Genomic DNA, 21,392 nt, shown 5'->3' with positions numbered 1-21,392 from the left:
CCCCCGCCATGGCCGTATTCAGGCCGATGAGCGTTGAGGGGATGCCGCGTTTTTCCAGGATGATGCTGAGAAGCGGAAGGCCGAGGCCGATCGCGATGCCGACAGCGGAAATCGACGAGACGGCGGCAACCAGCGACGGCCAATGGATTTCCTCGACATCGCCAGGTGTGCCGTTTCTCGGCTGAGACATGAATCCATCCTTGAATGACTGAAACGAATCGCCCGTTTTGTGGCACATAGAAAGGCACATGCGTGCCAAATCCAAGTGACGGGCTGTGCTTTACGGAAAGTCCGGCGCCGATGGCAATAGATCAAATAATCCAGCTCATGTTCACTCAGGACTGGCGCTGCAACCTTGCAGCGCCGGCGAGCGTTGCCCACTACACGCGAATTATGTCTGGACGGTGAAGGTGCAGGACCGCTTACGATGAGCGCCCGCGGCCGGGGATATCGTAATCATCGTGGTCATCGCTCTGGCCGCCGAAACCATGCAGGCGCAGCGCCCATTGCAGGCCGATCACGCCGCCCTTGATCGGCTGGATCGAGGCCAGGGCGGTCAGAACGGTGATAGGAGCCCAGATTGCCAGCGTCAGCCAGAGCGGCAGCGGCCAGATCATGTCAGTCATCATGTAGCCGCCGACCACGACGTGTCCGATAACGAGGATCACGAGATAAGGCGGCAAGTCGTCGGAGCGGTGGTGGTGCATGGCCTCGCCGCAGGCGGCGCAATGGTCGACAGGCTTCAGGAAAGCCCTGAAAAGCTTGCCGCTGTTGCAGTGCGGACAGCGGTTCAGCATGCCGCGAATGATGGAGCGGCCGAGCGGACGCTCGGTCTTTTCTGCATCCCCATAGCGGACCGGTTGTTCGGTCGAGGCAGTGGTCATGATCGTTCCTTTTCGAGCGTCCCTACACGCATGGAGCGCCGCAAGCCCGCCTCGCGGGCAAGGGACGCTCCTTACTTCAAATGCAGAGCATCCCGAAAGAAGGACGCCCTATCGCCGCCCTCTTGGCGGCCTTGTTCCGGCCATCTTGCGGGCCTGCCGGTTGTCCCGGCGGCCTGCCTTGTGGAACGAGCGCACTGCCGTCGGCATGTTGCGTCCTTCGCTGACCATCTCGAAACGAAGCGCGCCGGCGAGCGGGATCGCTTCGGCAAGCTTCACGGTGACATCATCTCCGAGACGGTAGCCCAGTCCGGTCTTCTCACCCGACAGCGCCTGATGCGCCTCGTCGTAGATGAAGTAGTCCGTACCGAGCGTAGATATAGGTACGAAGCCGTCGGCTCCATAGTCAGGGAGGGCGACAAATAGTCCCGATTTCGTGACGCCTGATACGCGCCCCTTGAACTCTTCGCCGACCCGCGTGCTGAGATGGTGGGCGATCAGCCGGTCGACCGTCTCACGCTCCGCGGCCATTGCACGGCGCTCGAAGGTGGAGATTTCGGCGGCGATGTCGTCGAGTGCGGCTTCCTCCTCCGGCGTGATGGCGCCTTCGCCGAGACCAAGCGAGCCGACCAGCGCGCGGTGGACGATCAGGTCCGCATATCTCCGGATCGGTGAGGTGAAGTGCGCATACTTCATCAGGTTCAGCCCGAAATGGCCGATGTTTTCCGGGCTGTAGATCGCCTGGCTCTGCGAGCGCAACACCATCTCGTTGACCATCGTCTGATGCGGCGTGTTCTCGGCCTTTGCCAGGATGCCGTTGAAGCTGTTCGCCCTCACATTGCCGCCCTTGGCAAGCGAGATGCCGAGCGTCGCCAGAAAGTCGCGCAGGATCTCCTGCTTGGCAAGCGTCGGGCTATCGTGGATGCGATAGATCAGCAACTGGCGCTTCTTTTCGAGCGTTTCGGCCGCACAGACATTGGCCTGGATCATCATCTCTTCGATGAGCTTGTGCGCGTCGAGCCGCGGCGGCACGAAGACGCGGTCCACTGTGCCCTCCGGCTTCAGCAGGATCTTGCGCTCGGGCATGTCGAGCTCGAGCGGTTGGCGCTTGTCGCGGCCGCGTCTTATTATCTCGTAGGCATGCCACAGCGGCTTCAGGATCGGTTCCAGCATCGTCCCGGTCTTGTCATCCGGCGTGCCGTCGATCGCCGCCTGCGCTTGGCTGTAGGAGAGCTTCGCCGCGCTCTTCATCATGACGCGGTGGAACGTATGCCCGGCCTTCCGGCCATCCTTCGAGAAGACCATGCGCACGGCAAGCGCCGGGCGGTCGACGCGTTCCTTCAGCGAGCAGAGGTCGTTGGAAATGCGCTCCGGCAGCATCGGCACGACACGATCCGGGAAATAAACCGAATTGCCGCGCTTCAGCGCTTCGCGGTCGAGTGCCGAATTGGATCTCACATAGTAGGATACGTCGGCGATCGCCACGGTGATGATCACGCCGCCGGGATTGTCGGGGGAGGGGTCCGGTTCAGCATAGACCGCGTCGTCGTGGTCCTTCGCATCGGCCGGGTCTATCGTGATCAGCGGCACGTCGCGCCAGTCTTCGCGATGCGACATGGTCGCGGGCTTCGCCGCTTCGGCTTCATCGATCACCGCCTGCGGGAAGACATGCGGAATGCCGTGCGCGTGGATCGCGATCATCGAGAGCGCCTTCTCCGAGGCGACGGAACCGACGACCGACAGCACCTTTGCGCGCGGTAGGCCGATGCGTCCGAGGCGCGCGATCTCGACTTCGACCAAATCGCCATCCTTGGCGCCGCCGGTATCATCCGGATCGATCAGCATTTCCTCGCCGCGCCGTTCGATCGGCAGCAGCCGTCCGCCGCCGCCGGGTGCCGTGCGGAAGACGCCCATGGTCGCGCCGCGGCGCTTGTCGATGATCTTGATGATGCGCGCGGTATAGGCCGGCCCGCCGCGGTCGGCCGCCGGGAATATCTTCGCCACCACGCGGTCGCCCATGCCGGCAACAGGGGCCTTGCCTTTGCCCTGACGCCCGGCCGGCGACGTCTGGCGGATCGCGACAGCGGGCGCAACGCCCCGATCCTCCGGCCATTCCGCCGGCCGGCCGATCAGTTCGCCGTCCTTGTCGCGCGTCGTGATGTCGAGCACCGTCACAGGCGGCAGCGCGCCCGGCCGGATGAGAGACTTGCGCGTCTTCTGCAGCATGCCTTCCTGTTCGAGATCCCGCAGCATGTGCTTGAGTTCGACGCGACTATGGCCCTTGAGCCCGAATGCCCTGGCGAGCTCGCGTTTGGACGCCTTTTGCGGATGCTCGGCGATGAAGCGCAGGACGACTTCGCGCGACGGCAAGGCGCCGTGCACGATGTTCAGCGGCTCGACCGCGGGGGCATCCGGGCTCGCGCGGCCGATTTTGCCCATGGTCTTCGTTCTTTCGCGCGGGATCCTGCTCACACTCAGCTCTTCTTCCTTTTCGCGGGCGCCTTTGCTTTTGCCTTTGGTTTGGCGGCCGTCTTCGCCGCCTTGCCTTCGGCCGCGGCGGCCTTTGCCTTCGGTTTTGCTCTGCCCTTTGCCACCGGCGCCTTGCCGGCCTTGGCGGTGATCAGCGCCAGCGCTTCCTCGACCGTGATTGCCTGCGGGTCCTTGCCCCTTGGCAGCGTAGCGTTCACCTTGCCCCAGCTCACATAGGGGCCGTACTTACCATCACGAACGGTGATCGCTCCGCCATCGGGATGTTCGCCCAACGCCTTCAGCGCAGCTGGTGTTCCACGGCCGCCCGGCGCCTTGTTCGCTTTCTCGGCAATCAGCGTCACTGCGCGGTTGAGGCCGATCGAAAACACGTCCTCGACGCTTTCCAGGTTGGCATAACCGCTGTCGTGCAGGAGGAACGGCCCATAGCGCCCGATTCCGGAGGAAATCATCTTGCCGGTTTCGGGATGCTTGCCGATATCGCGCGGCAGTGAGATCAGGGCCATCGCCTTCTCGTAGTCGATGTCTTCCGGCTTCCAGCCCTTCGGCAGCGAGGCGCGCTTGGCATCCTTGCCGTCGCCGCGCTGGATGTATGGACCGAAGCGGCCGGAGCGCAGCGTCAGTTCCTCGCCGGTCACGGGATCGGTGCCGAGGTTCTTCGGCTCATTCTGTGCCCCGCCTTCGGCTTCCCCACCGTTTTCGGAGGAGAGCTGGCGGGTATAGTTGCATTCCGGATAGTTCGAGCAGCCGACGAAGGCGCCGTATTTGCCGAGCTTCAGCGACAGGTTGCCGGTGCCGCAGACCTGGCAGATGCGCGGATCGCTGCCGTCTTCCCGCTTCGGGAAGACGAGCGGCGCAAGCGACTCGTTCAGCGAGTCGAGTACGTTGGTGACGCGCAGTTCCTTCGTGTCCTCGATCTGCGCGAAGAAGTCTTTCCAGAAATCGCGAAGCACCTGCTTCCAGTTGAGCTCGCCTGCCGAAATCCGGTCGAGCTTCTCCTCCAGGTCGGCCGTGAAATCGTATTCGACGTATTTGGTGAAGAAGCTTTCGAGGAACGCCGTCACCAGCCGTCCCTTGGAATGCGGGATCAGCTTGCGCTTGTCGATGGTCACATATTCGCGGTCGCGGAGCGTTGCGAGTGTTGCCGCGTAAGTGGAAGGACGGCCGATGCCGAGTTCTTCCATTTTCTTGATCAGCGTCGCTTCCGAATAGCGCGGCGGCGGTTCGGTGAAATGCTGCGTGGAATTGATCTTCTGCTTTGCGAGGTTCTCGCGCGCATTGATCTCCGGGAGGCGGCCGCCCTCTTCGGCGTCGTCGCTCTGCTCGCCGTCTTCCTTCTGGTCGGTATAGGCCGCGATGAAGCCGTCGAAGCGGATCACCGAGCCGACGGCGCGCAGGCCAGCCTTCTGGCCATTGTTGTCGGCGGTGATTTCGGCGGTCGTGCGCTCGATTTCGGCAGACGCCATCTGGCTTGCGATGCCGCGCTTCCAGATCAGGTCGTATAGCTTGATCTGATCGGCATCGAGGAATTTCCGGACGCGGTCGGGCGAACGGTTGAAATCTGTCGGGCGGATCGCTTCGTGGGCTTCCTGGGCGTTCTTCGCCTTGGTGGAATAGAAGCGGGCCTTTTCCGGCATGTAGCGCTCGCCGAACTGATCAACGATGGCGTGGCGCGCCGCATCGATCGCTTCGGACGCCATCTGCACGCCGTCGGTACGCATATAGGTGATGAGACCGACAGTCTCGCCGCCGATATCGACACCTTCATATAGTCTCTGGGCGATCTGCATGGTGCGCGATGCCGAGAAGCCGAGCTTGGAGGACGCCGCCTGCTGCAGCGTCGAAGTCGTGAACGGCGGTCCCGGGTTGCGTTTGACCGGCTTTGCCTCGACGCTGTCGACAACATAGGCAGCACCCTCGAGCAGCGCCTTCAGCTTGCCGGCCTCTTCGCCGTTGCCCACCGAGCGCGCCTGCAACCGCTTGCCATTGGCTGCCACCAGCTTGGCCTCGAATTCGTCACCGCGTGGTGTCTTCAGGAGAGCCGAGATGTTCCAGTATTCTTCCGAGATGAAACGCTCGATCTCGGTTTCGCGGTCGCAAACGAGACGTAGCGCCACCGATTGCACGCGGCCGGCCGAGCGGGCGCCCGGCAATTTGCGCCAGAGGACGGGCGAAAGATTGAAGCCGACGAGGTAATCGAGCGCACGGCGCGCGAGATAGGCATCGACCAGCGGTACGTCGATGTCCCGGGGCTCGGCCATCGCGTCCAAAACCGCCTTCTTGGTGATGGCGTTGAAGACGACGCGCTTCACCGGCTTGCCATTCAGCACGCGCTTCTTGTTCAGGACGTCGAGCACGTGCCAGGAGATGGCTTCACCCTCGCGATCCGGGTCGGTTGCGAGGATGAGCCCGTCGGAAGACTTCACCGCATCGGCGATGTCCTTCATGCGCTTGGCCGAGGCGCTGTCGACCTCCCAAAGCATTTCGAAATCCTGGTCAGGAAGAACAGAGCCGTCCTTGGCAGGCAGATCGCGAACATGGCCGAAGGAGGCGAGTACCTTGTATCCGGGGCCCAGATACTTGTTGATCGTCTTGGCCTTGGCAGGCGATTCCACCACTACAACATTCATCATGATTCTCTAAAAAACTACCGCGCCCGGCGAGGAGGAGAGCGTAATACTTGCCGCTCGAAGAATACCGGCCCCCCGACATGGACAGGGAAATCGTTCCGGTCAAGGGGTTTGCTGAATTTTAGGCGTTGCAACGCGATACTACCAGCGGGCGATTATAAACGCATTGCAATTTACGATATTTGAGTTATCGCTTTTCAAGTGTGGTCAGATGCTTGCCGAGCTGCGCCAGGTCGCCGAAAAGGAAAAGGCGGATATGCTCTGCTATCTCTTGGAAATGGCCGATGTCGAGGCCGGCGAACTTCACAACCGCATGTAGGAGGCTTAGTCACCCATCGCAAGGGAGACGAGGCCGCCGGGATGCCGGTGCAGCCTTCCGGCGATATCGAGCTCGAGCAGAACGAGATAAACCGCCGAGGCGGAGAGCCCAGTATGCCGGCAACCGGTGCCGAAAAAAGATCGAGCTGCGACAGCGGTGCTAGCGTCTCGACCACATCTTCGGGCGTCGCGCCGCCACGCGAGGAAAGGTCAGGCAGCATCGAAAGCGCCGTTTCCGCTGAGCCGAAATGATTGATAAGATCGCGAAAGGTAGCGGGACCGACCTTGTCGGAGCGGATCAGCCTCAGCCGGGCAAATCCGTTGCCGTTCCGTCAGCGCAAGTCCCTGTGGCCTTGCGCTTGCCGCGTCCATCTTATCCCTTCGCCCCGATCTTGCTTTCCGTCCCGCTCAGCAGGCGGGAGATGTTGGCCTTGTGCCTGTAATAGGAGATGGCCGACATGATCGCCATGACAGCTGCAACCTTCTCGGCCCCTAACATCCACAATGCAACCGGAATGACTAGCATCGCAACCAGCGCTGACAACGAGGAATAACGCGTCGTAAAGGCAACCGCGAGCCATGCGGCGCCGAAAAGGAGGACCATAACCGGTGCGATGCCGAGCAGCGTGCCGATGTATGTCGCAACGCCCTTACCACCCTTGAAACCGATCCAGATCGGGAAGAGGTGGCCGATAAAAGCAAAGAAGCCGGCAATGATGCCCGCTTCCTCACCAGCAAAATAGGTCATGATCCAGGCAGCGACGGAGGCCTTCAGCGCATCGAGCAGAAGCGTCGCTGCCGCAAGCTTCTTGTTGCCGGTACGCAATACGTTCGTTGCACCAATGTTGCCCGAGCCGATGTTGCGCACGTCACCGAGCCCGGACGCCCGCGTCAGGACAAGGCCGAAGGGGATGGAGCCCAGAAGGTAGCCGATGACGGCCGCCGCGAGCGCCAGCGGCAGCGTAATCTGCCAAGTGGTAAGATCGGATATCATCGTCCCCTCCCGGACCCCTGTTCTTAAAGAGAATGCACGCACTGTCCCGCGACATAGGTCGCGACAGCCCGTCCGCTGAAGCGTGCATCCTCGAAAGGCGTGTTCTTCGAACGCGAGAGAAGCATGTCTTCCGAGACAAGCCAAGGCTCGTCGAGATCGATCAGCGCGATATCGGCTTTTGCTCCCCGCTTCAGCGTTCCGGCATCGAGGCCGAAGATCTGCGCAGGGCGCGTCGACATCGCATCGATCAGCCGCATCAGGCTCACTTGGCCGCTGTGGTGGAGGCGCAAGGCGGCCGCAAGCATGGTTTCGAGGCCGATCGCGCCGTCGGCCGCTTCGCTGAAGGGCAGGCGCTTGGTATCGACATCCTGCGGGTCATGCGAGGAAACGATGATGTCGATCGCGCCTCTCGCCAACGCTTCCACCATCGCCACGCGGTCGTCTTCGGCCCGCAGCGGCGGATAGAGCTTGAAGAAGGTGCGGAATTCGCCGATGTCGTTTTCGTTGAGCGCCAGGTTGTTGATCGAGATGCCGCAGGTGACCTTGGCGCCGCGACGCTTCGCAAGCTCGATCGCCTCCACCGATTCCGGCACCGAAATCATCGCCGCATGATACGTGCCGCGCGTCAGCTGCGCGATGCGAAGGTCTCGTTCAAGAGGAATGAGTTCCGCTTCCTTCGGAATGCCCCCGAGACCGAGCCAGCTCGCAAGCAATCCTTCGTGCATGACGCCTGTCGCGCCGAGATATTTGTCGCGTGTCTCGCAGGAGATGACGGCGCCGAATTCCCGCGCATAGGTCATGACCCGCCGCAGCACCTGCGTGTCGTGCACGCTGGAGCGGCCGTCCGTGAAGGCAACGGCACCGGCTTCCATCAAGAGGCCGATCTCGGTCATCTCCTCGCCGGCCAGATGCTTGGTGATCGCCGCTGCCGGGTAGACGTTGACAAGCGCCGTGTCTCTCGCCGTCTTCTTGACAAATTCAACGAGGGCGATGTCGTCGATGACAGGATCGGTGTCCGGCATCATGATGATCGAGGTGACACCGCCTGCCGCTGCCGCCCGGCTTGCCGAAGCGATCGTCTCGCGATGTTCGGCGCCCGGCTCGCCGATATTGACGCATGCATCGACCAGGCCCGGCGTTGCGACGAGGCCGCTGCATTCGCGAACCGCGGCGCCTTCCGGCGCCCCCTGGTTTTGGGCATCCTTTCCGGCAGCAGCAATCATGCCGTCCTTGACGATGATCGTTCCGATCTCATCGAGATTGCGCGAAGGATCGATGATGCGGACATTCTTGAGAACGATCGAGTTCGTCATGTGCGCGGCCCCCGGTTCTGAGACACAAGCAAAGTCTCCATCACCGCCATGCGCACAGCGACCCCCATTTCTACCTGTTCGGCAATCACGCTCTGCGGTCCGTCCGCCACTTCGGAGGAGATTTCCACCCCGCGGTTCATCGGTCCCGGATGCATCACCATCGCATCGTCCTTGGCGGCCTTCAGCGTTTCCGCATCCAGACCGTAGAAATGGAAGTATTCGCGCACCGAAGGCACGAAGGCACCGGACATCCGCTCGCGCTGCAGGCGCAGCATCATCACCACGTCGACGTCCTTCAGTCCTTCCTTCATCGAGTGGAAGACCTCGACGCCCATCTCCGCAATGCCGGCCGGAAGCAGCGTCGCCGGTGCGACGACGCGTACCCGCGCGCCCATGGCGTTCAGAAGCAGGATGTTCGAGCGCGCCACCCGTGAATGGAGCACGTCGCCGCAAATCGCGACGATGATGCGCGACAGCTTGCCCTTGGCGCGCCGGATCGTCAGGGCGTCGAGCAGTGCCTGCGTAGGATGCTCGTGCTGTCCGTCGCCGGCATTGACCACGGAGCAGGAAACCTTCTTCGCCAGCAGTGCCGCGGCACCGGCGCTCGAATGGCGGATGACGAGCACATCCGGCCGCATCGCATTCAGCGTCATCGCGGTGTCGATCAGCGTTTCCCCCTTCTTCACCGAGGAATTGCCGACCGACATGTTCATCACGTCGGCGCCGAGGCGCTTTCCGGCAAGTTCGAAGGAGGATTGGGTCCGAGTCGAGGCTTCGAAGAAGAGGTTGATCTGCGTCAGACCTCTCAGCGTCGACGTCTTCTTTTCGCGCTGCCGGCTGATCTTGACGGCCTCGTCCGCCTTGTCGAGCAAATAGGTGATATCCTGCTCCGTGAGGCCTTTGATGCCGATGAGGTGGCGGTGGGGAAAGAAGACCATGAACCTGCCTCTTGCTGTGTCACGCGCTCTATAAAGAGTGGAGAGGTGAGGGGCAAGCATGTGCTGTGGGCAAAGGCTTATGTCCCCATGCAATTTTGCCCCAAATCCATTAGAGCTGGAGGCGGAAATGCTTAAACTTCCGGTTTCCCTTTGCCTGCCTCTTGCACTAGAAGCGACTCATGACATCCGCTGAAGAAAAACTCGCCGAACTGAACCAGCCAAGCCTCTGGTCCGGCATCAATGCCTACCGGTCCGATCCGCTGATCGTCGACCTGACGGCGGCGCTGCCGCGCGACACGCGCGAGGACCTGGAAAATATGGGCCGCTATGTGACCTCGCCGGAGGCGCAGGAACTGGCGCGCATGGCAAATCAGGGAACGCCGCAGCTTCGTACCCATGGTCCGCGCGGCGAGCGCCTGGATGTCGTCGAGTTTCACCCCGCATGGCATGCGCTGATGCGCCGCTCGATGTCCGTCGGCCTGCATTCGTCCGTCTGGGATCCGCAGGCCGATGCCAACGCAAAGGATCAGGCGCACAAGATTCGCGCCGCCCGCTTTTATCTGACCGCCCAGCTCGAAGCCGGCCACCTTTGCCCGCTGACGATGACAAGCGCTTCGGTGGCGGCACTCTCCGCATCGCCTGCCGTGCAGAAGGATTGGGCGCCGAAGATTCTCTCGCGCAAATACGATTCTTCGAACAAGCCGGCCATGCAGAAGTCGGCGGTGACGATCGGCATGGGCATGACCGAAAAGCAGGGCGGCACCGACGTCCGCTCCAACAAGAGTGCGGCCGAAAAGGTCAGCGAAGGCATCTACCGCCTGTCGGGCCACAAATGGTTCATGTCGGCACCGATGAGCGATGCCTTCATCATGCTGGCGCAGACAAAAGAGGGCATGGGCTGCTTTCTGGTTCCGCGCCTGCTTGAGGACGGCTCCGCCAACGGCCTGCAGTTCCAGCGGCTCAAGGACAAGGTCGGCAACCGCTCCAATGCTTCCTCGGAAGTCGAATTCAACGACACCTTCGGCTTCCTGCTCGGCGGTCCCGATGCCGGCATCCGCACGATCCTCGATATGGTGACGCTGACGCGCCTCGATTGCGCGCTGGCCTCGTCGGGCATCATGCGTGCCTCGCTCGCCGAAGCCGTGCACCACACCCGCGGCCGCAGCGTTTTCGGCAAGATGCTCGTCAATCAGCCGATCATGACCCGCGTGCTCGCCGATATGGCGCTCGACGTCGCTGCCGCGACGGCTCTGTCCTTCCGTCTTGCAGACGCCTTCGACAAGGCGCGCGGCAATGCGGAAGAGGCGGCCTATGCCCGCGTCATGACGCCGGTTGCGAAATACTGGTGCTGCAAGATCGCGCCTGCGCTGATCTACGAGGCGATGGAGTGCATCGGCGGCAGCGGCTATATCGAGGAGCGCCCGATCGCTCGCCACTATCGCGAAGCTCCGGTCAACGCCATCTGGGAAGGCTCCGGCAATGTGATGGCGCTCGACGTGCTGCGTGTGCTGACGCGAGGCAAGGACCTTTTCGAAACGGTATTCACCGGTCTTGCCCGCGATCTCGGCCCGGCCGGCAAGAAGACGATCGACGTGCTTCGTGCGGCAATGGCGCTCTGCGAACGGGATGAGGGGGCATCCCGCCTGCTAGTGGAACAACTGGCGCTCGCCGCCGCTGCAGCCGAACTCTATCGCCTCGGCGCCGGCCGCATCGCCGACGCCTTCATCGAAACCCGCCTCGCGGGCGGCTGGCGCGCCACCTACGGCATGCTCGATTCCCGCTTCGACGCTACGTATATTGTCGACCTGCTTTATCCGCCGGCAACGTAGGTCGCGCCGGTCAGGATGATCGGGATGGTCACGAACGAGGTCGCGGTCTGGATCGTTGCGGCCGCAGCGTAGAGCGGAGCGTCTCCGCCCATCTGCTTGGCGAGGACATAGCCGTTCATCGCGGTCGGTACGCTGGCGCTTAAGGCGAGCATCACGAGCGGCTGGCCATGGAGGCCGAAGGCGAGACCAATACCGATCATGAGCGCGGGAAAGGCGAGAAGCTTCAGCAGCACGGATACGAGGGCCACGGAGCGCGGCCGAAGAGCGTCGGAAATTCTGAGCCCAGCACCGACCATGATGAGTCCAAGCCCAAGGGAGGACCGGGCAACCAGGTCGACGGTGACCGTCAGCGGCTCATAGACTGGTATTTGTGCGAGATTGACAAGAAGTCCGAGCGCGCAGCCGATGATCAGCGGGTTGGTCACGATCTTCACGAGAAACATCCGCAAGTCGCGCGAAGCGCCCGAGAACCACACCAGCATCCCGACATTGATAAGGTTGATCGGAATGATGACGACCGCCATCACCAAAGCGACGATGGCAAGTCCCTGAGGCCCCGCGAGTTTTTCCGCTATCGCGAGGGCGATGAAGGCATTCCAACGTGTGGCCGTCTGGAAAAGGGAGGAATAGGTCGCTGACCCGACGCCGGCGCGGGCGAAAACCGGCCATAGGGCGAAGACAAGTCCCGACATGATGAGGATGGCAAGGATCGATACTGCACCGATCGCGCCCGTCTCCATGCCCGAGAAGTCGGCTTTCGCGAGCGTGAGGAAGAGGAGTGAAGGGAACAGAATGTAGTAGCCGAGCTGTTCAAGCCCCGGCCAGAGGCTGTCGTTGAACAATGGACTGCGGCGGAGCGCAACGCCGAGCACCACAAGAAGGAAAATCGGGAGGATGCTTTCGAAGATTATCAGCATTGGCGGCTCCGGAACGTCTTGCCCCGGTTAACCGGCTGGTGGGATCTTCGCAACCCGTAAATGCACTCGCGGAAACGCTTTTCTCCACAGGGCTTTTGGTTCGCAGGCATCCTCGCCCGTTGTCCGTCCCGCCTTGAGTTGCTAATCACCGTCGGGTGACAGGGTTGGGTTGAAAAGCAATGCTGATTGATGAAGCGGCGGCTGAGGCGCCTTTGGCGACGCCGGTGCCGGAAAAGCGGGTGCGCGACCGCGCCGCGACGGAACGCGCCATTCTGGATGCGGCGAAATCGCTGCTTGCCGAGGAAGGGTTCCAGAATTTCGGCATCAATGCGGTCGCCCGCCGTGCCGGCTGCGACAAGCAACTGATCTATCGCTATTACGGCGGCCTGAACGGTCTTGTCGAAGCGATCGGCGCCGATCTAGGCACCTGGGTTAGGGACCGCATCCCGGAAGATGCCGGCGGCATGTTCCTGCTCACCTACGGCGATCTCATGGAGCGCCTGGCGCTGCTTTTCCTGGAGGCGCTTCGCGACGACCCGCTGATGCGCCGTATCGTCGCCTGGGAGGTCTCGGACAATACCGAGCAGGTGAGGCGGCTTGCTGAATCCCGCTCGAAGGCGCTGTCGCAATGGCTGGAGCGCATGAAGGGCTCGCTGACGCCGCCGAAGGGCATCGATGCCGCCGCCGTCAACGCAATTCTCATCGCCGCGATCCAGCATCTCGTGCTCTCGGCTTCTGCAGGCGGCCAGTGTGCGGGCTTAGCACTGAAGACCGCCAAGGACTGGGAAAAGGCCGCAACCGCTCTGAAGCGCATCGTTCGCGGTGTTTACGGCTGACGCGGCGTCGCGTTATCCACAGGCGGTCCCCCGCCCGTTAACCTTAACGAATGGTTTACATTGCGCCCTGCCAGTGGACGGGACAGGGTATCCGCAGTCTAAATCTTAGCTGTCGGGATCATGGGAACCAAAGCTGCCAAAGCGATGCTGCTCTTTGCCGCGATGATGTTTTTCGCGATTCTTGCGCTGGACATCGCCGTGCCTGCGCTGGTTCTGAGCGTCATGGCATTGTCGACATGGGCGGTCACTCCCGACGCGTCTTTGAGCCGGCATGAAGGGAAGGCCGCATGAAGTGGTTCCTGGTCTTCTGGTTGGGGCCGATCGCCTTTCTAGGCGGCTGGTACTGGCTTTCCTATTATGACATGAACTTCGGCATCTTCATGCTGACGCGCCAGGTCCATGATCTGACCTTCCAGCTCTATGGCAATGTACTCGGCGTGCCGCCCGAAACCATCCCGCCGCTCGTCGCCCGCGCCATCGCTGTCGACAGCCTCGTCGTCTTCGCCATTATAGGCTTCCGCAAGCGCAGGAAGCTCATTGCCTGGTGGAAGGCGCGTCAAGCCTCGAAATCGTCCGATCTGCCGAGCAGCGAAAGCCTGTCCAGCGCGCCCTGAAGAATGAAGCTGGCGGCCGCCGAATCGATCCGCCCGGCGCGCTTGGCACGCGACACGTCCATCTCGATCAGCGCCCGCTCGGCCGCCACCGTTGAAAGCCGCTCGTCCCAATAGACGAAGGGTAGGGCGGTCTTTTGCTCCATGTTGCGCACGAAGGCTTTCGTCGCCTGGACGCGCGGACCGGCCGAGCCGTCCATGTTCATTGGCAGCCCGATCACGAAGCCGGCGACTTTTTCCTTCGCGGCAAAAGCCAGCAGCACTTCGGCGTCGATCGTGAACTTCTGCCGTTTGATGACCGGCCGCGGCGTTGCAAAGCGCCGCCCGAGATCGGACATCGCGAGCCCTATCGTCTTCGTGCCGAGGTCAAGCCCGGCGATCGCCTGTCCGGGGGCGAGCTCAGCCGCCAGTTCCTCGATCGTCAGCACCGTCATCGTCATTCATCCCGTCAAAAGAAATTGAAGCGCTGCCCGCTTTTCCTTGCGGCCATACCGGATATGTCCTTAGCATCCAACTCTGCTTTTGCATCACGTATTGGAGTGATTCCATGAAGATCACCTGGCTCGGCCATTCCGCCTTCCGCATCGAGACCAAGGCGGCAAAGATCCTGATCGACCCGTTCCTCACCCAAAACCCGTCCTTCGCCGGGCAGGACATCAAGGAGGTTGCGAACGGCATCACCCATATCCTCCTGACGCACGGCCACGGCGACCATGCCGGCGATACTGTTTCGCTTGCGCGCGAGACCGGCGCCGTCGTGCTTGCTAACGCCGATCTTGCCGCCTGGCTGGGCTCCAAGGGCGTCGAGAAGATCGAGATGGGCAATACCGGCGGCACGGTTTCGTTCGGTAGCTTCACTGCGACCTTCACCAATGCGCTGCATTCCTCCGCCCAGATCACCGAGGACGGCGTCTCCCATTCGCTCGGCAATGCGAACGGGCTGATCCTGCATTTCGACGACGAGCCGAGTTTGCTGCACATGGGGGATACCGACATCTTCTCCGATATGGCGCTGATCAACGAACTGCACCAGCCGGACATCGGCATCGTTCCGATCGGCGACCGCTTCACCATGGGCGGCGCCGTCGCAGCGCTCGCCTGCCAGCGCTACTTCAACTTCAAGACCGCAATCCCCTGCCACTACGGAACCTTCCCGATCATCGACCAGACACCGGAAAAGTTCGTTGCGGGCCTGGAAGGTTCGAAGACGGCCGTGAAGACGCCAAAGCCGGGTGAGACGCTGTTCATCTAAGCAAAACGCCGTTGCGCACGGCGAACATGGCCTTTATAGCGGGTAGGAAAAATCCTATCGGAGAATGCCATGTCCGTCGATCTTGCCACCGTTAAGCGCGTTGCTCACCTTGCCCGTATTGCCGTTTCGGAAGAAGAGGCAAATCGCATGGTCGGCGAGCTGAATGGCATCCTCGGCTTCGTCGAGCAGCTTTCCGAAGTGAATGTCGAAGGTGTCGAGCCGATGACCTCCGTCATGCCGATGGCGATGAAGAAGCGGACCGACGAGGTGACCGACGGCAGTAAGGCCGAGGACATCGTCGCCAATGCGCCGGTCACCGACCACAATTTCTTCCTGGTGCCGAAAGTCGTCGAATAAGCGCCGGACGCGCCCCTTTCCGACCCCGTTGCCATTCAAAAATTCGAGCGAACACGATGAGCGAACTCACCAGCCTGACCATTGCCGAAGCCCGCGAGAAGCTGTGCGACAAGGAGATCACGGCAACCGAACTGACGGAAGCCTATATCTCGGCGATCGATGCGGCCAATGAACGCCTGAACGCCTATATCAAGATCACGCCCGATCTCGCCCGTGTCATGGCGAAGAAATCCGACGAGCGCATCGCCGCCGGCAAGGCCGGTGATCTCGAAGGCATCCCGCTCGGCATCAAGGACCTCTTTGCGACGGTCGGCGTCCACACTCAGGCCTGCAGCCATATCCTCGACGGTTTCGAGCCGCGCTATGAATCCACCGTCACCCAGAACCTATGGGACGACGGCGCCGTCATGCTCGGCAAGCTGAACATGGACGAGTTCGCCATGGGCTCCTCCAACGAGACTTCGTATTATGGCGCGGTCATCAACCCCTGGCGTGCGGCCGGCTCGAACCAGCAGCTCGTTCCCGGCGGCTCTTCCGGCGGTTCGGCCGCGGCGGTCGCGGCCCATCTCTGTGCCGGTGCGACGGCCACCGATACCGGCGGTTCGATCCGTCAGCCGGCCGCCTTCACCGGCACCGTCGGCATCAAGCCGACCTATGGCCGCTGCTCGCGCTGGGGCACGGTCGCCTTCGCATCCTCGCTCGACCAGGCCGGCCCGATCGCCCGCGACGTCCGCGACGCTGCCATCCTCTTGAAGTCGATGGCGAGCGTCGATGCCAAGGACACGACCTCCGTCGACCTGCCGGTACCGGATTACGAAGCAGCCCTCGGCAAGTCGCTGAAAGGCATGAAGATCGGCATCCCGAACGAATACCGCGTCGACGGCATGCCGGAGGAAATCGAGACCCTTTGGCAGCAGGGCATCGCCTGGCTGAAGGATGCCGGCGCCGAGATCGTCAATATCTCGCTGCCGCATACCAAGTATGCGCTCCCGGCCTATTACATCGTCGCGCCCGCCGAAGCCTCCTCGAACCTCGCCCGCTACGACGGCGTGCGCTACGGCCTGCGCATCGACGGCAAGGATATCGTCGACATGTACGAGAAGACCCGCGCCGCGGGCTTCGGCAAGGAAGTCAAGCGCCGCATCATGATCGGCACCTACGTGCTGTCGGCCGGCTACTACGACGCCTATTACCTGCGCGCCCAGAAGGTCCGCACGCTAATCAAGCGCGACTTCGAACTCGCCTTTGACGCCGGCGTCGACGCGATCCTGACGCCCGCCACCCCGTCCTCGGCCTTCGGCGTCGCCGACGAGAACCTCGCCTCCGACCCGGTCAAGATGTACTTGAACGACATCTTTACGGTGACGGTGAATATGGCGGGCCTGCCCGGCATCGCCGTCCCCGCCGGCCTCGACCGCAAGGGGCTCCCCCTCGGCCTTCAGCTCATCGGCAAGCCGTTCGACGAAGAGACCCTCTTCAAGACCGCGCATGTCATCGAACAAGCCGCCGGCAAGTTCACGCCGGCGAAGTGGTGGTAACGGGGCTCATTATCCGCAAGATGACGGCCGCCGACCATGAGGCAGTTGGCACCGTCGGTTTCGCTGCATGGTCTGCAAGCGACGCATTCGAGGAGAGCTAGCTCAATCCTCGGGTCATCGCAAAAATGCAGCACGAATTCGCGATCTTCCCCTCGCAAACCGACGCCGATATCTATGTAGCGGAGCTTGACAGAAATGTCGTCGGCTGGAGCGCACGAGAAAGTTCGCCAAATTATGTCTCCGACCTCTGGGTGAAGCCGGACCATCAGGGCAGGGGCATCGGCCAAGCCTTGCTTCTGCACCTTTGCGACATAATGGCGGCGCAAGGTCACGTCAAAGCGCGCCTCGATACGCATGCGAAGAACTCAGAAGCGATCCGGCTCTATGAGCGCTGCGGCTTCACCATCATCTGGCGCGGTTTGGAATATTCTAAGAATATGGGCGTCGATCTCGAAAAGGTGCATCTTGAGAAGGCGCTGGCTCTCAAGTAACCAACCGAGGAGGAGGCTTCATGTCGAAATCCGATCTTGCTCAAATGGTCGAGGCTTTTGGCCGCCTAGCGGCAGCGGGCTTCACCATGGGCACTGAATGGCAAGCCGTGCACGAAATCTGCCAGGCCCATGAAGGCGAAACGCCCTTCGATTGGGGTCATGCCCTTTGCCATCGCATCGAAGGCGAGGACTGGAATGCTGATTACTGGTATCGCCGGGCGGGCAAGAAGCGCGCAGCCGGTACCGTGACTGAAGAGTGGTCGGTGATGAAGGCCGAGCTTTCGGAGCAGCTCTGAATCGCACCCTGAGCGCGCGNGCTCAGGTGATACGGCGAACTATCGGTTGTCGAGCTGCGATCGCACAAGCCTCAGGCCTTGTTCGGTGATCCGGTAGGGCTTTCCGGATTTCGACTTGATCGCCTTCAGCCGTTTCAGCCTGCGGAAAAGCTTCAGATCGAAGCCGGGATAAACCCAGCCGTCGCGGGTGAAGCAACTGGCAGCTTCAAGCTTTTTCCGTTCGTCTCGCCTGATTTCGATGCGGCCGCCCTGGGCCAATAGGTGCAGGATGCGCTGCTCCGTGCGGGAAATGTCCATTTGAATGTTGATCCGGTCTTCGCGCCGTAAGAGCGCGTAAAAAAACGATCCGGCGTTCGCGGCGAACGTCGGGGTTTCGTTTTTTTGGCCCATGCGCGCAAGCAGGCTTGCGGGCAGGGCCTCTACCGGGTCTGAGAAGAGCTCAACATAAGGACTTCGTAGCTCGCCTCGAACACGAGGTCAAGCAAGTGCCGGGCTTCCGGAAAACGGCTGATAACGATGGCACGGCTGCGCAAATCATTGGAAAAGCCGCCGACTCGGTGCTCTACTGAACGTGTTGAGCGGAGGTGCCATTGATACACATTCGCAATGCCCGCGAGGGCGAAGCGGAACTCTTGAGTGAGATCGGCCTCAGAGCCTGGCAAAAGGCGATGATGGCCATGGGCGAGTCGGACGCGCTGCTGGATGCAGCGCGGAGCGCTTTCGTCAATTTTACACGAAGTACATGGTTGACGATCACCGTCATCGAGTTCAACGGCAATATTGCGGGCTGGGCGGCGCGGGAACATCTGGACGAGACGATTTCCGATTTCTGGATCGATCCGGCCTATACCCGCGAGGGCCTCGGCTCTGCGCTTCTGGAACAGATCGAAAAGGACATCGCCGAGCAGGGTTTCGCGAAGGCGGCAATGCAGACGCATTCGGGAAACACCGAGGCGATCAGCTTTTTCCAGAAGCACGGCTACGCCATCCACTGGCTTTCGATCGCTTATAGCCCCAAGCTCGACCGCGATGTGCCATCGGTCGGATTGACGAAGGCGCTCGGAGCCGAAGGCGACGTCAGCTACGGCCCTGGCTTCTGACGTGCCGAAACCCTTGCACCGGCAGACCATTTCCTTTACCTCACCTGTTGAAAAGAACAGCCTTTCAAAGAGCATCAAATGACCATTGTCGACGTTCGCACGCCTGATCCGAAACGCTTCATCCCCGGCGCCACCGGCGATTGGGAAGTCATCATCGGCATGGAGGTCCATGCGCAGGTGCTGTCCAATTCGAAGCTCTTCTCCGGCGCTTCGACGGAATTCGGCAAGCCGCAGAATTCGAACGTCTCGCTCGTCGATGCCGCCATGCCCGGCATGCTGCCAGTCATCAACGAGGAATGCGTCAAGCAGGCAGTGCGTACCGGTCTCGGTCTGAAGGCCCAGATCAACAAGCGTTCGGTGTTCGATCGCAAGAACTATTTCTATCCTGACCTGCCACAGGGCTATCAGATCTCGCAGTACAAGGATCCGATCGTCGGCGAGGGCAAGATCGTGATTTCGCTCGGTCCCGACCGTCAGGGACAGTTCGAGGATATCGAGATCGGCATCGAGCGCCTGCATCTGGAGCAGGATGCAGGCAAGTCGATGCACGACCAGCACGCTACGATGTCCTATGTCGACCTCAACCGCTCCGGCGTTGCGCTGATGGAAATCGTCTCCAAGCCCGATATGCGTTCGTCCGACGAGGCCAAGGCCTACATGACGAAGCTGCGCTCGATCGTGCGCTATCTCGGCACCTGCGACGGCAACATGGACGAAGGCTCAATGCGCGCCGACGTCAACGTCTCTGTCCGCCGCCCGGGCGAGCCTTTCGGCACGCGCTGCGAGATCAAGAACGTCAATTCCTTCCGCTTCATCGGCCAGGCGATCGAATACGAAGCGCGCCGCCAGATCGGCATTCTGGAAGACGGCGGCACGATCGACCAGGAGACCCGCCTTTTCGACGCGAACAAGGGTGAAACCCGCTCCATGCGTTCCAAGGAAGAAGCGCATGATTACCGCTACTTTCCCGATCCGGACCTGTTGCCGCTCGAATTCGACGATGTCTTCATCAAGGAACTGGAAGCCCACCTTCCGGAGCTGCCTGACGACAAGAAGGAGCGCTTCGTTCGCGAGCTCGGCCTTTCGGTCTACGATGCTTCGGTGCTGGTCTCCGAAAAGGCGATTGCAGATTATTTCGAGGCCGTTGCCGAAGGCCGCGACGGCAAGACGGCTGCAAACTGGGTCATCAACGACCTGCTCGGCGCCTTGAACAGGCTCGGCAAGAGCATTGAAGAGACGCCGGTTTCTCCGGCTCAGCTCGGCGCGATTATCGATCTCATCAAGGCGGAAACCATCTCCGGCAAGATCGCCAAGGACCTCTTCGAGATCGTCCTCAATGAGGGCGGCGATCCGGTGGAGATCGTCGAAGCCCGCGGCATGAAGCAGGTGACCGATACCGGCGCCATCGAAAAGGCGGTCGACGAGATCATCGCCGCCAACCCGGATCAGGTCGCCAAGGTTCAGGCCAAGCCGACGCTCGCCGGCTGGTTCGTCGGTCAGGTGATGAAGGCAACCGGGGGCAAGGCCAATCCGCAGGCCGTCCAGGCGCTAGTCAGGGCCAAGCTCGGCATCGAGGAGTAAGATCGTGTATTTCGTGCGCACGGCGAGCGAGCGCGACCTGGAAAAGGTCCGCGCTCTGCTGGGCGAGACGTGGCACGCGACCTACGACCAGCTCTACGGCGCCGATAAGGTGAGGGAATTGCATGACACGTGGCATTCCCTTGTGGCGCTTAAGGCGCGGCTTGCGCGGAAAGACGCCGAGTTCGTCGTTGCCGACAATGGCCGCGATATCGGCGGCATGGGCTATGCCGCCATGTCATCCGAAATACCGAAGACGGTCATGCTGCACATGCTCTATGTCCGCCCGTCCTGCCAGCGGCATGGCATCGGCCGCGATATCTTCGCGGAGATCGAGACATGCTTCCCGGACGCTGAAATCATGCGGCTGGAAGTCGAACCGGGCAACAAGGCGGCGGTCGCCTTCTACCACGCGCACGGCTTCACCGAGGCCGGACGGACGGAAAATTGCGGTCAGGAGCAATCGGGAATTCCGGCACTGATATTCGAGAAGCCTCTTTCGGGTCATTGATGGAAAAGATTGTGGAAACCAACCTCCTCATTCGCGAAGCCCGTGAAGACGATCTCCCGGACCTGATCGCCATGTTTGCGGCCGATGATCTTGGCGGTCACGGTGATACGAACGATCCGGCGGCCCTTCCCGGTTATGCCAGGGCTTTTGCTGCCGTAGCTGCGTCGCCCGACCAGACGCTCTACGTCGCAGAGCGCGGCAGCGAGGTCGTAGGCACCTTCCAGACGATGATCACCACGTCTCTGACCGCCTGCGCTCGTCCTCGATGATCATCGAAGCGGTGCAGACGCGCGGCGACATGCGCGGGCAGGGGATTGGTGCACGGATGATGGAATTTGCGATCGCCGAGGCAAAAGGCCGCGGCATGCGGATGGTCCAGCTGACCTCCAACGCCAAGCGCAAGGATGCGCATCGTTTCTACGAGCGCCTCGGTTTCAAGCCGTCGCATCTCGGCTTCAAGATGGCCTTGAAGTGAGGCTTCGCGTGACGAGAATCGCTGGACAATCCGGCGTTCC

The 21,392-nt window shown here is 61.5% G+C and carries 21 protein-coding genes and 4 pseudogenes; 13 read left to right on the top strand and 12 right to left on the bottom strand.

Features of this window, described 5'->3' with window-relative positions:
* The 9 genes and pseudogenes from BN1800_RS42180 to BN1800_RS01935 form a co-directional block, all read right to left on the bottom strand.
* Nucleotides 1-190, bottom strand: a pseudogene (locus BN1800_RS42180) (MFS transporter); the annotation flags it as partial.
* A 232-nt stretch (nt 191-422) separates the two neighbouring features.
* Nucleotides 423-884 (bottom strand): DUF983 domain-containing protein, encoded by a 462-nt coding sequence (locus BN1800_RS01965; protein WP_027508565.1) that lies wholly within the window; start codon nt 882-884, stop codon nt 423-425.
* A 108-nt stretch (nt 885-992) separates the two neighbouring features.
* Nucleotides 993-3,353 carry a ribonuclease R gene (gene rnr / locus BN1800_RS01960; protein WP_086993988.1) on the bottom strand — a complete coding sequence of 787 codons (2,361 nt, stop codon included), beginning with the start codon at nt 3,351-3,353 and terminating at the stop codon, nt 993-995.
* A gap of 2 nt (nt 3,354-3,355) precedes the next feature.
* The gene (topA, locus tag BN1800_RS01955) at nt 3,356-5,998 is read right to left on the bottom strand and encodes a type I DNA topoisomerase (RefSeq protein WP_086993985.1); all 2,643 of its coding nucleotides are present in this window, start codon (nt 5,996-5,998) and stop codon (nt 3,356-3,358) included.
* Between the two features lie 324 nt (nt 5,999-6,322).
* A pseudogene (locus BN1800_RS43810) lies at nt 6,323-6,427 on the bottom strand (DprA-like winged helix domain-containing protein); the annotation flags it as partial.
* A gap of 74 nt (nt 6,428-6,501) precedes the next feature.
* A pseudogene (locus BN1800_RS01950) lies at nt 6,502-6,688 on the bottom strand (DNA-processing protein DprA); the annotation flags it as partial.
* A 1-nt stretch (nt 6,689) separates the two neighbouring features.
* Nucleotides 6,690-7,310, bottom strand: a complete 621-nt coding sequence (gene plsY, locus BN1800_RS01945) for a glycerol-3-phosphate 1-O-acyltransferase PlsY (RefSeq protein ID WP_086993982.1) — start codon at nt 7,308-7,310, stop codon at nt 6,690-6,692.
* A 23-nt stretch (nt 7,311-7,333) separates the two neighbouring features.
* Complete coding sequence (locus BN1800_RS01940; RefSeq protein ID WP_086993979.1) at nt 7,334-8,623, bottom strand: dihydroorotase; 1,290 nt, start codon at nt 8,621-8,623, stop codon at nt 7,334-7,336.
* Nucleotides 8,620-9,561 (bottom strand): aspartate carbamoyltransferase catalytic subunit, encoded by a 942-nt coding sequence (locus BN1800_RS01935; RefSeq protein ID WP_086993976.1) that lies wholly within the window; start codon nt 9,559-9,561, stop codon nt 8,620-8,622. The genes BN1800_RS01940 and BN1800_RS01935 overlap by 4 nt, the downstream gene beginning before the upstream one ends.
* Before the next feature lie 179 nt (nt 9,562-9,740).
* On the opposite strand from BN1800_RS01935, the gene BN1800_RS01930 reads away from it, so the two are divergent.
* On the top strand, nt 9,741-11,390 hold the full coding sequence (locus BN1800_RS01930) for an acyl-CoA dehydrogenase family protein (protein WP_086993973.1): 1,650 nt from the start codon (nt 9,741-9,743) through the stop codon (nt 11,388-11,390).
* On the opposite strand, the gene BN1800_RS01925 is transcribed toward BN1800_RS01930, so the two are convergent.
* On the bottom strand, nt 11,372-12,307 hold the full coding sequence (locus BN1800_RS01925) for an AEC family transporter (protein ID WP_086993970.1): 936 nt from the start codon (nt 12,305-12,307) through the stop codon (nt 11,372-11,374). The two genes, BN1800_RS01930 and BN1800_RS01925, sit on opposite strands and share 19 nt — an antisense overlap.
* A gap of 179 nt (nt 12,308-12,486) precedes the next feature.
* Here BN1800_RS01925 and BN1800_RS01920 point away from each other — a divergent pair, with 179 nt between their 5' ends.
* The 3 genes from BN1800_RS01920 to BN1800_RS01915 all read left to right on the top strand — a co-directional run bounded on the left by BN1800_RS01920 (nt 12,487) and on the right by BN1800_RS01915 (nt 13,757).
* Nucleotides 12,487-13,143: a TetR/AcrR family transcriptional regulator gene (locus BN1800_RS01920; RefSeq protein WP_086993967.1), complete on the top strand. Its 657-nt coding sequence runs from the start codon at nt 12,487-12,489 to the stop codon at nt 13,141-13,143.
* A gap of 144 nt (nt 13,144-13,287) precedes the next feature.
* On the top strand, nt 13,288-13,434 hold the full coding sequence (locus BN1800_RS41220) for a hypothetical protein (RefSeq protein WP_179213735.1): 147 nt from the start codon (nt 13,288-13,290) through the stop codon (nt 13,432-13,434).
* Nucleotides 13,431-13,757, top strand: coding sequence for a DUF6105 family protein (locus tag BN1800_RS01915; RefSeq protein WP_027508575.1), 327 nt, complete (start codon nt 13,431-13,433; stop codon nt 13,755-13,757). The genes BN1800_RS41220 and BN1800_RS01915 overlap by 4 nt, the downstream gene beginning before the upstream one ends.
* Here BN1800_RS01915 and ruvX read toward each other — a convergent pair.
* Nucleotides 13,700-14,188 (bottom strand): Holliday junction resolvase RuvX, encoded by a 489-nt coding sequence (gene ruvX / locus BN1800_RS01910; RefSeq protein ID WP_027508576.1) that lies wholly within the window; start codon nt 14,186-14,188, stop codon nt 13,700-13,702. The genes BN1800_RS01915 and ruvX overlap by 58 nt on opposite strands.
* Before the next feature lie 113 nt (nt 14,189-14,301).
* On the opposite strand from ruvX, the gene BN1800_RS01905 reads away from it, so the two are divergent.
* The 5 genes from BN1800_RS01905 to BN1800_RS01885 all read left to right on the top strand — a co-directional run bounded on the left by BN1800_RS01905 (nt 14,302) and on the right by BN1800_RS01885 (nt 17,688).
* Entirely contained in the window at nt 14,302-15,006 is a 705-nt protein-coding gene (locus BN1800_RS01905) for a metal-dependent hydrolase (RefSeq protein WP_086993964.1), read from the top strand.
* Between the two features lie 69 nt (nt 15,007-15,075).
* Nucleotides 15,076-15,363: an Asp-tRNA(Asn)/Glu-tRNA(Gln) amidotransferase subunit GatC gene (gatC, locus tag BN1800_RS01900; protein ID WP_027508578.1), complete on the top strand. Its 288-nt coding sequence runs from the start codon at nt 15,076-15,078 to the stop codon at nt 15,361-15,363.
* Between the two features lie 56 nt (nt 15,364-15,419).
* Nucleotides 15,420-16,901, top strand: a complete 1,482-nt coding sequence (gene gatA / locus BN1800_RS01895) for an Asp-tRNA(Asn)/Glu-tRNA(Gln) amidotransferase subunit GatA (protein ID WP_086993961.1) — start codon at nt 15,420-15,422, stop codon at nt 16,899-16,901.
* 125 nt (nt 16,902-17,026) lie between these two features.
* Nucleotides 17,027-17,392: a GNAT family N-acetyltransferase gene (locus tag BN1800_RS01890; RefSeq protein ID WP_425298950.1), complete on the top strand. Its 366-nt coding sequence runs from the start codon at nt 17,027-17,029 to the stop codon at nt 17,390-17,392.
* 20 nt (nt 17,393-17,412) lie between these two features.
* Entirely contained in the window at nt 17,413-17,688 is a 276-nt protein-coding gene (locus BN1800_RS01885) for a hypothetical protein (RefSeq protein ID WP_027508581.1), read from the top strand.
* Between the two features lie 39 nt (nt 17,689-17,727).
* Here the strand turns inward: BN1800_RS01885 and BN1800_RS01880 are convergent, their stop codons facing one another.
* Complete coding sequence (locus tag BN1800_RS01880; protein ID WP_027508582.1) at nt 17,728-17,985, bottom strand: YjhX family toxin; 258 nt, start codon at nt 17,983-17,985, stop codon at nt 17,728-17,730.
* A gap of 293 nt (nt 17,986-18,278) precedes the next feature.
* Between BN1800_RS01880 and BN1800_RS01875 the strand changes: the two genes are divergently transcribed.
* The 4 genes and pseudogenes from BN1800_RS01875 (at nt 18,279) to BN1800_RS01860 (ending at nt 21,352) form a co-directional block, all read left to right on the top strand.
* Nucleotides 18,279-18,788, top strand: a complete 510-nt coding sequence (locus BN1800_RS01875) for a GNAT family N-acetyltransferase (RefSeq protein WP_086993958.1) — start codon at nt 18,279-18,281, stop codon at nt 18,786-18,788.
* Between the two features lie 78 nt (nt 18,789-18,866).
* Nucleotides 18,867-20,369 carry an Asp-tRNA(Asn)/Glu-tRNA(Gln) amidotransferase subunit GatB gene (gene gatB, locus BN1800_RS01870; RefSeq protein ID WP_086993955.1) on the top strand — a complete coding sequence of 501 codons (1,503 nt, stop codon included), beginning with the start codon at nt 18,867-18,869 and terminating at the stop codon, nt 20,367-20,369.
* A gap of 4 nt (nt 20,370-20,373) precedes the next feature.
* Entirely contained in the window at nt 20,374-20,877 is a 504-nt protein-coding gene (locus tag BN1800_RS01865; protein ID WP_086993952.1) for a GNAT family N-acetyltransferase, read from the top strand.
* Nucleotides 20,877-21,352, top strand: a pseudogene (locus tag BN1800_RS01860) (GNAT family N-acetyltransferase). The gene BN1800_RS01865 and the pseudogene BN1800_RS01860 overlap by 1 nt, the downstream one beginning before the upstream one ends.
* Nucleotides 21,353-21,392: the final 40 nt, after the last annotated feature.

This window comes from Rhizobium sullae (genome assembly GCF_900169785.1).
GTDB classification, from domain to species: domain Bacteria; phylum Pseudomonadota; class Alphaproteobacteria; order Rhizobiales; family Rhizobiaceae; genus Rhizobium; species Rhizobium sullae.
Note: the sequence above shows the minus strand (reverse complement) of the source record. Positions and strands in the feature narration are given on the sequence as shown.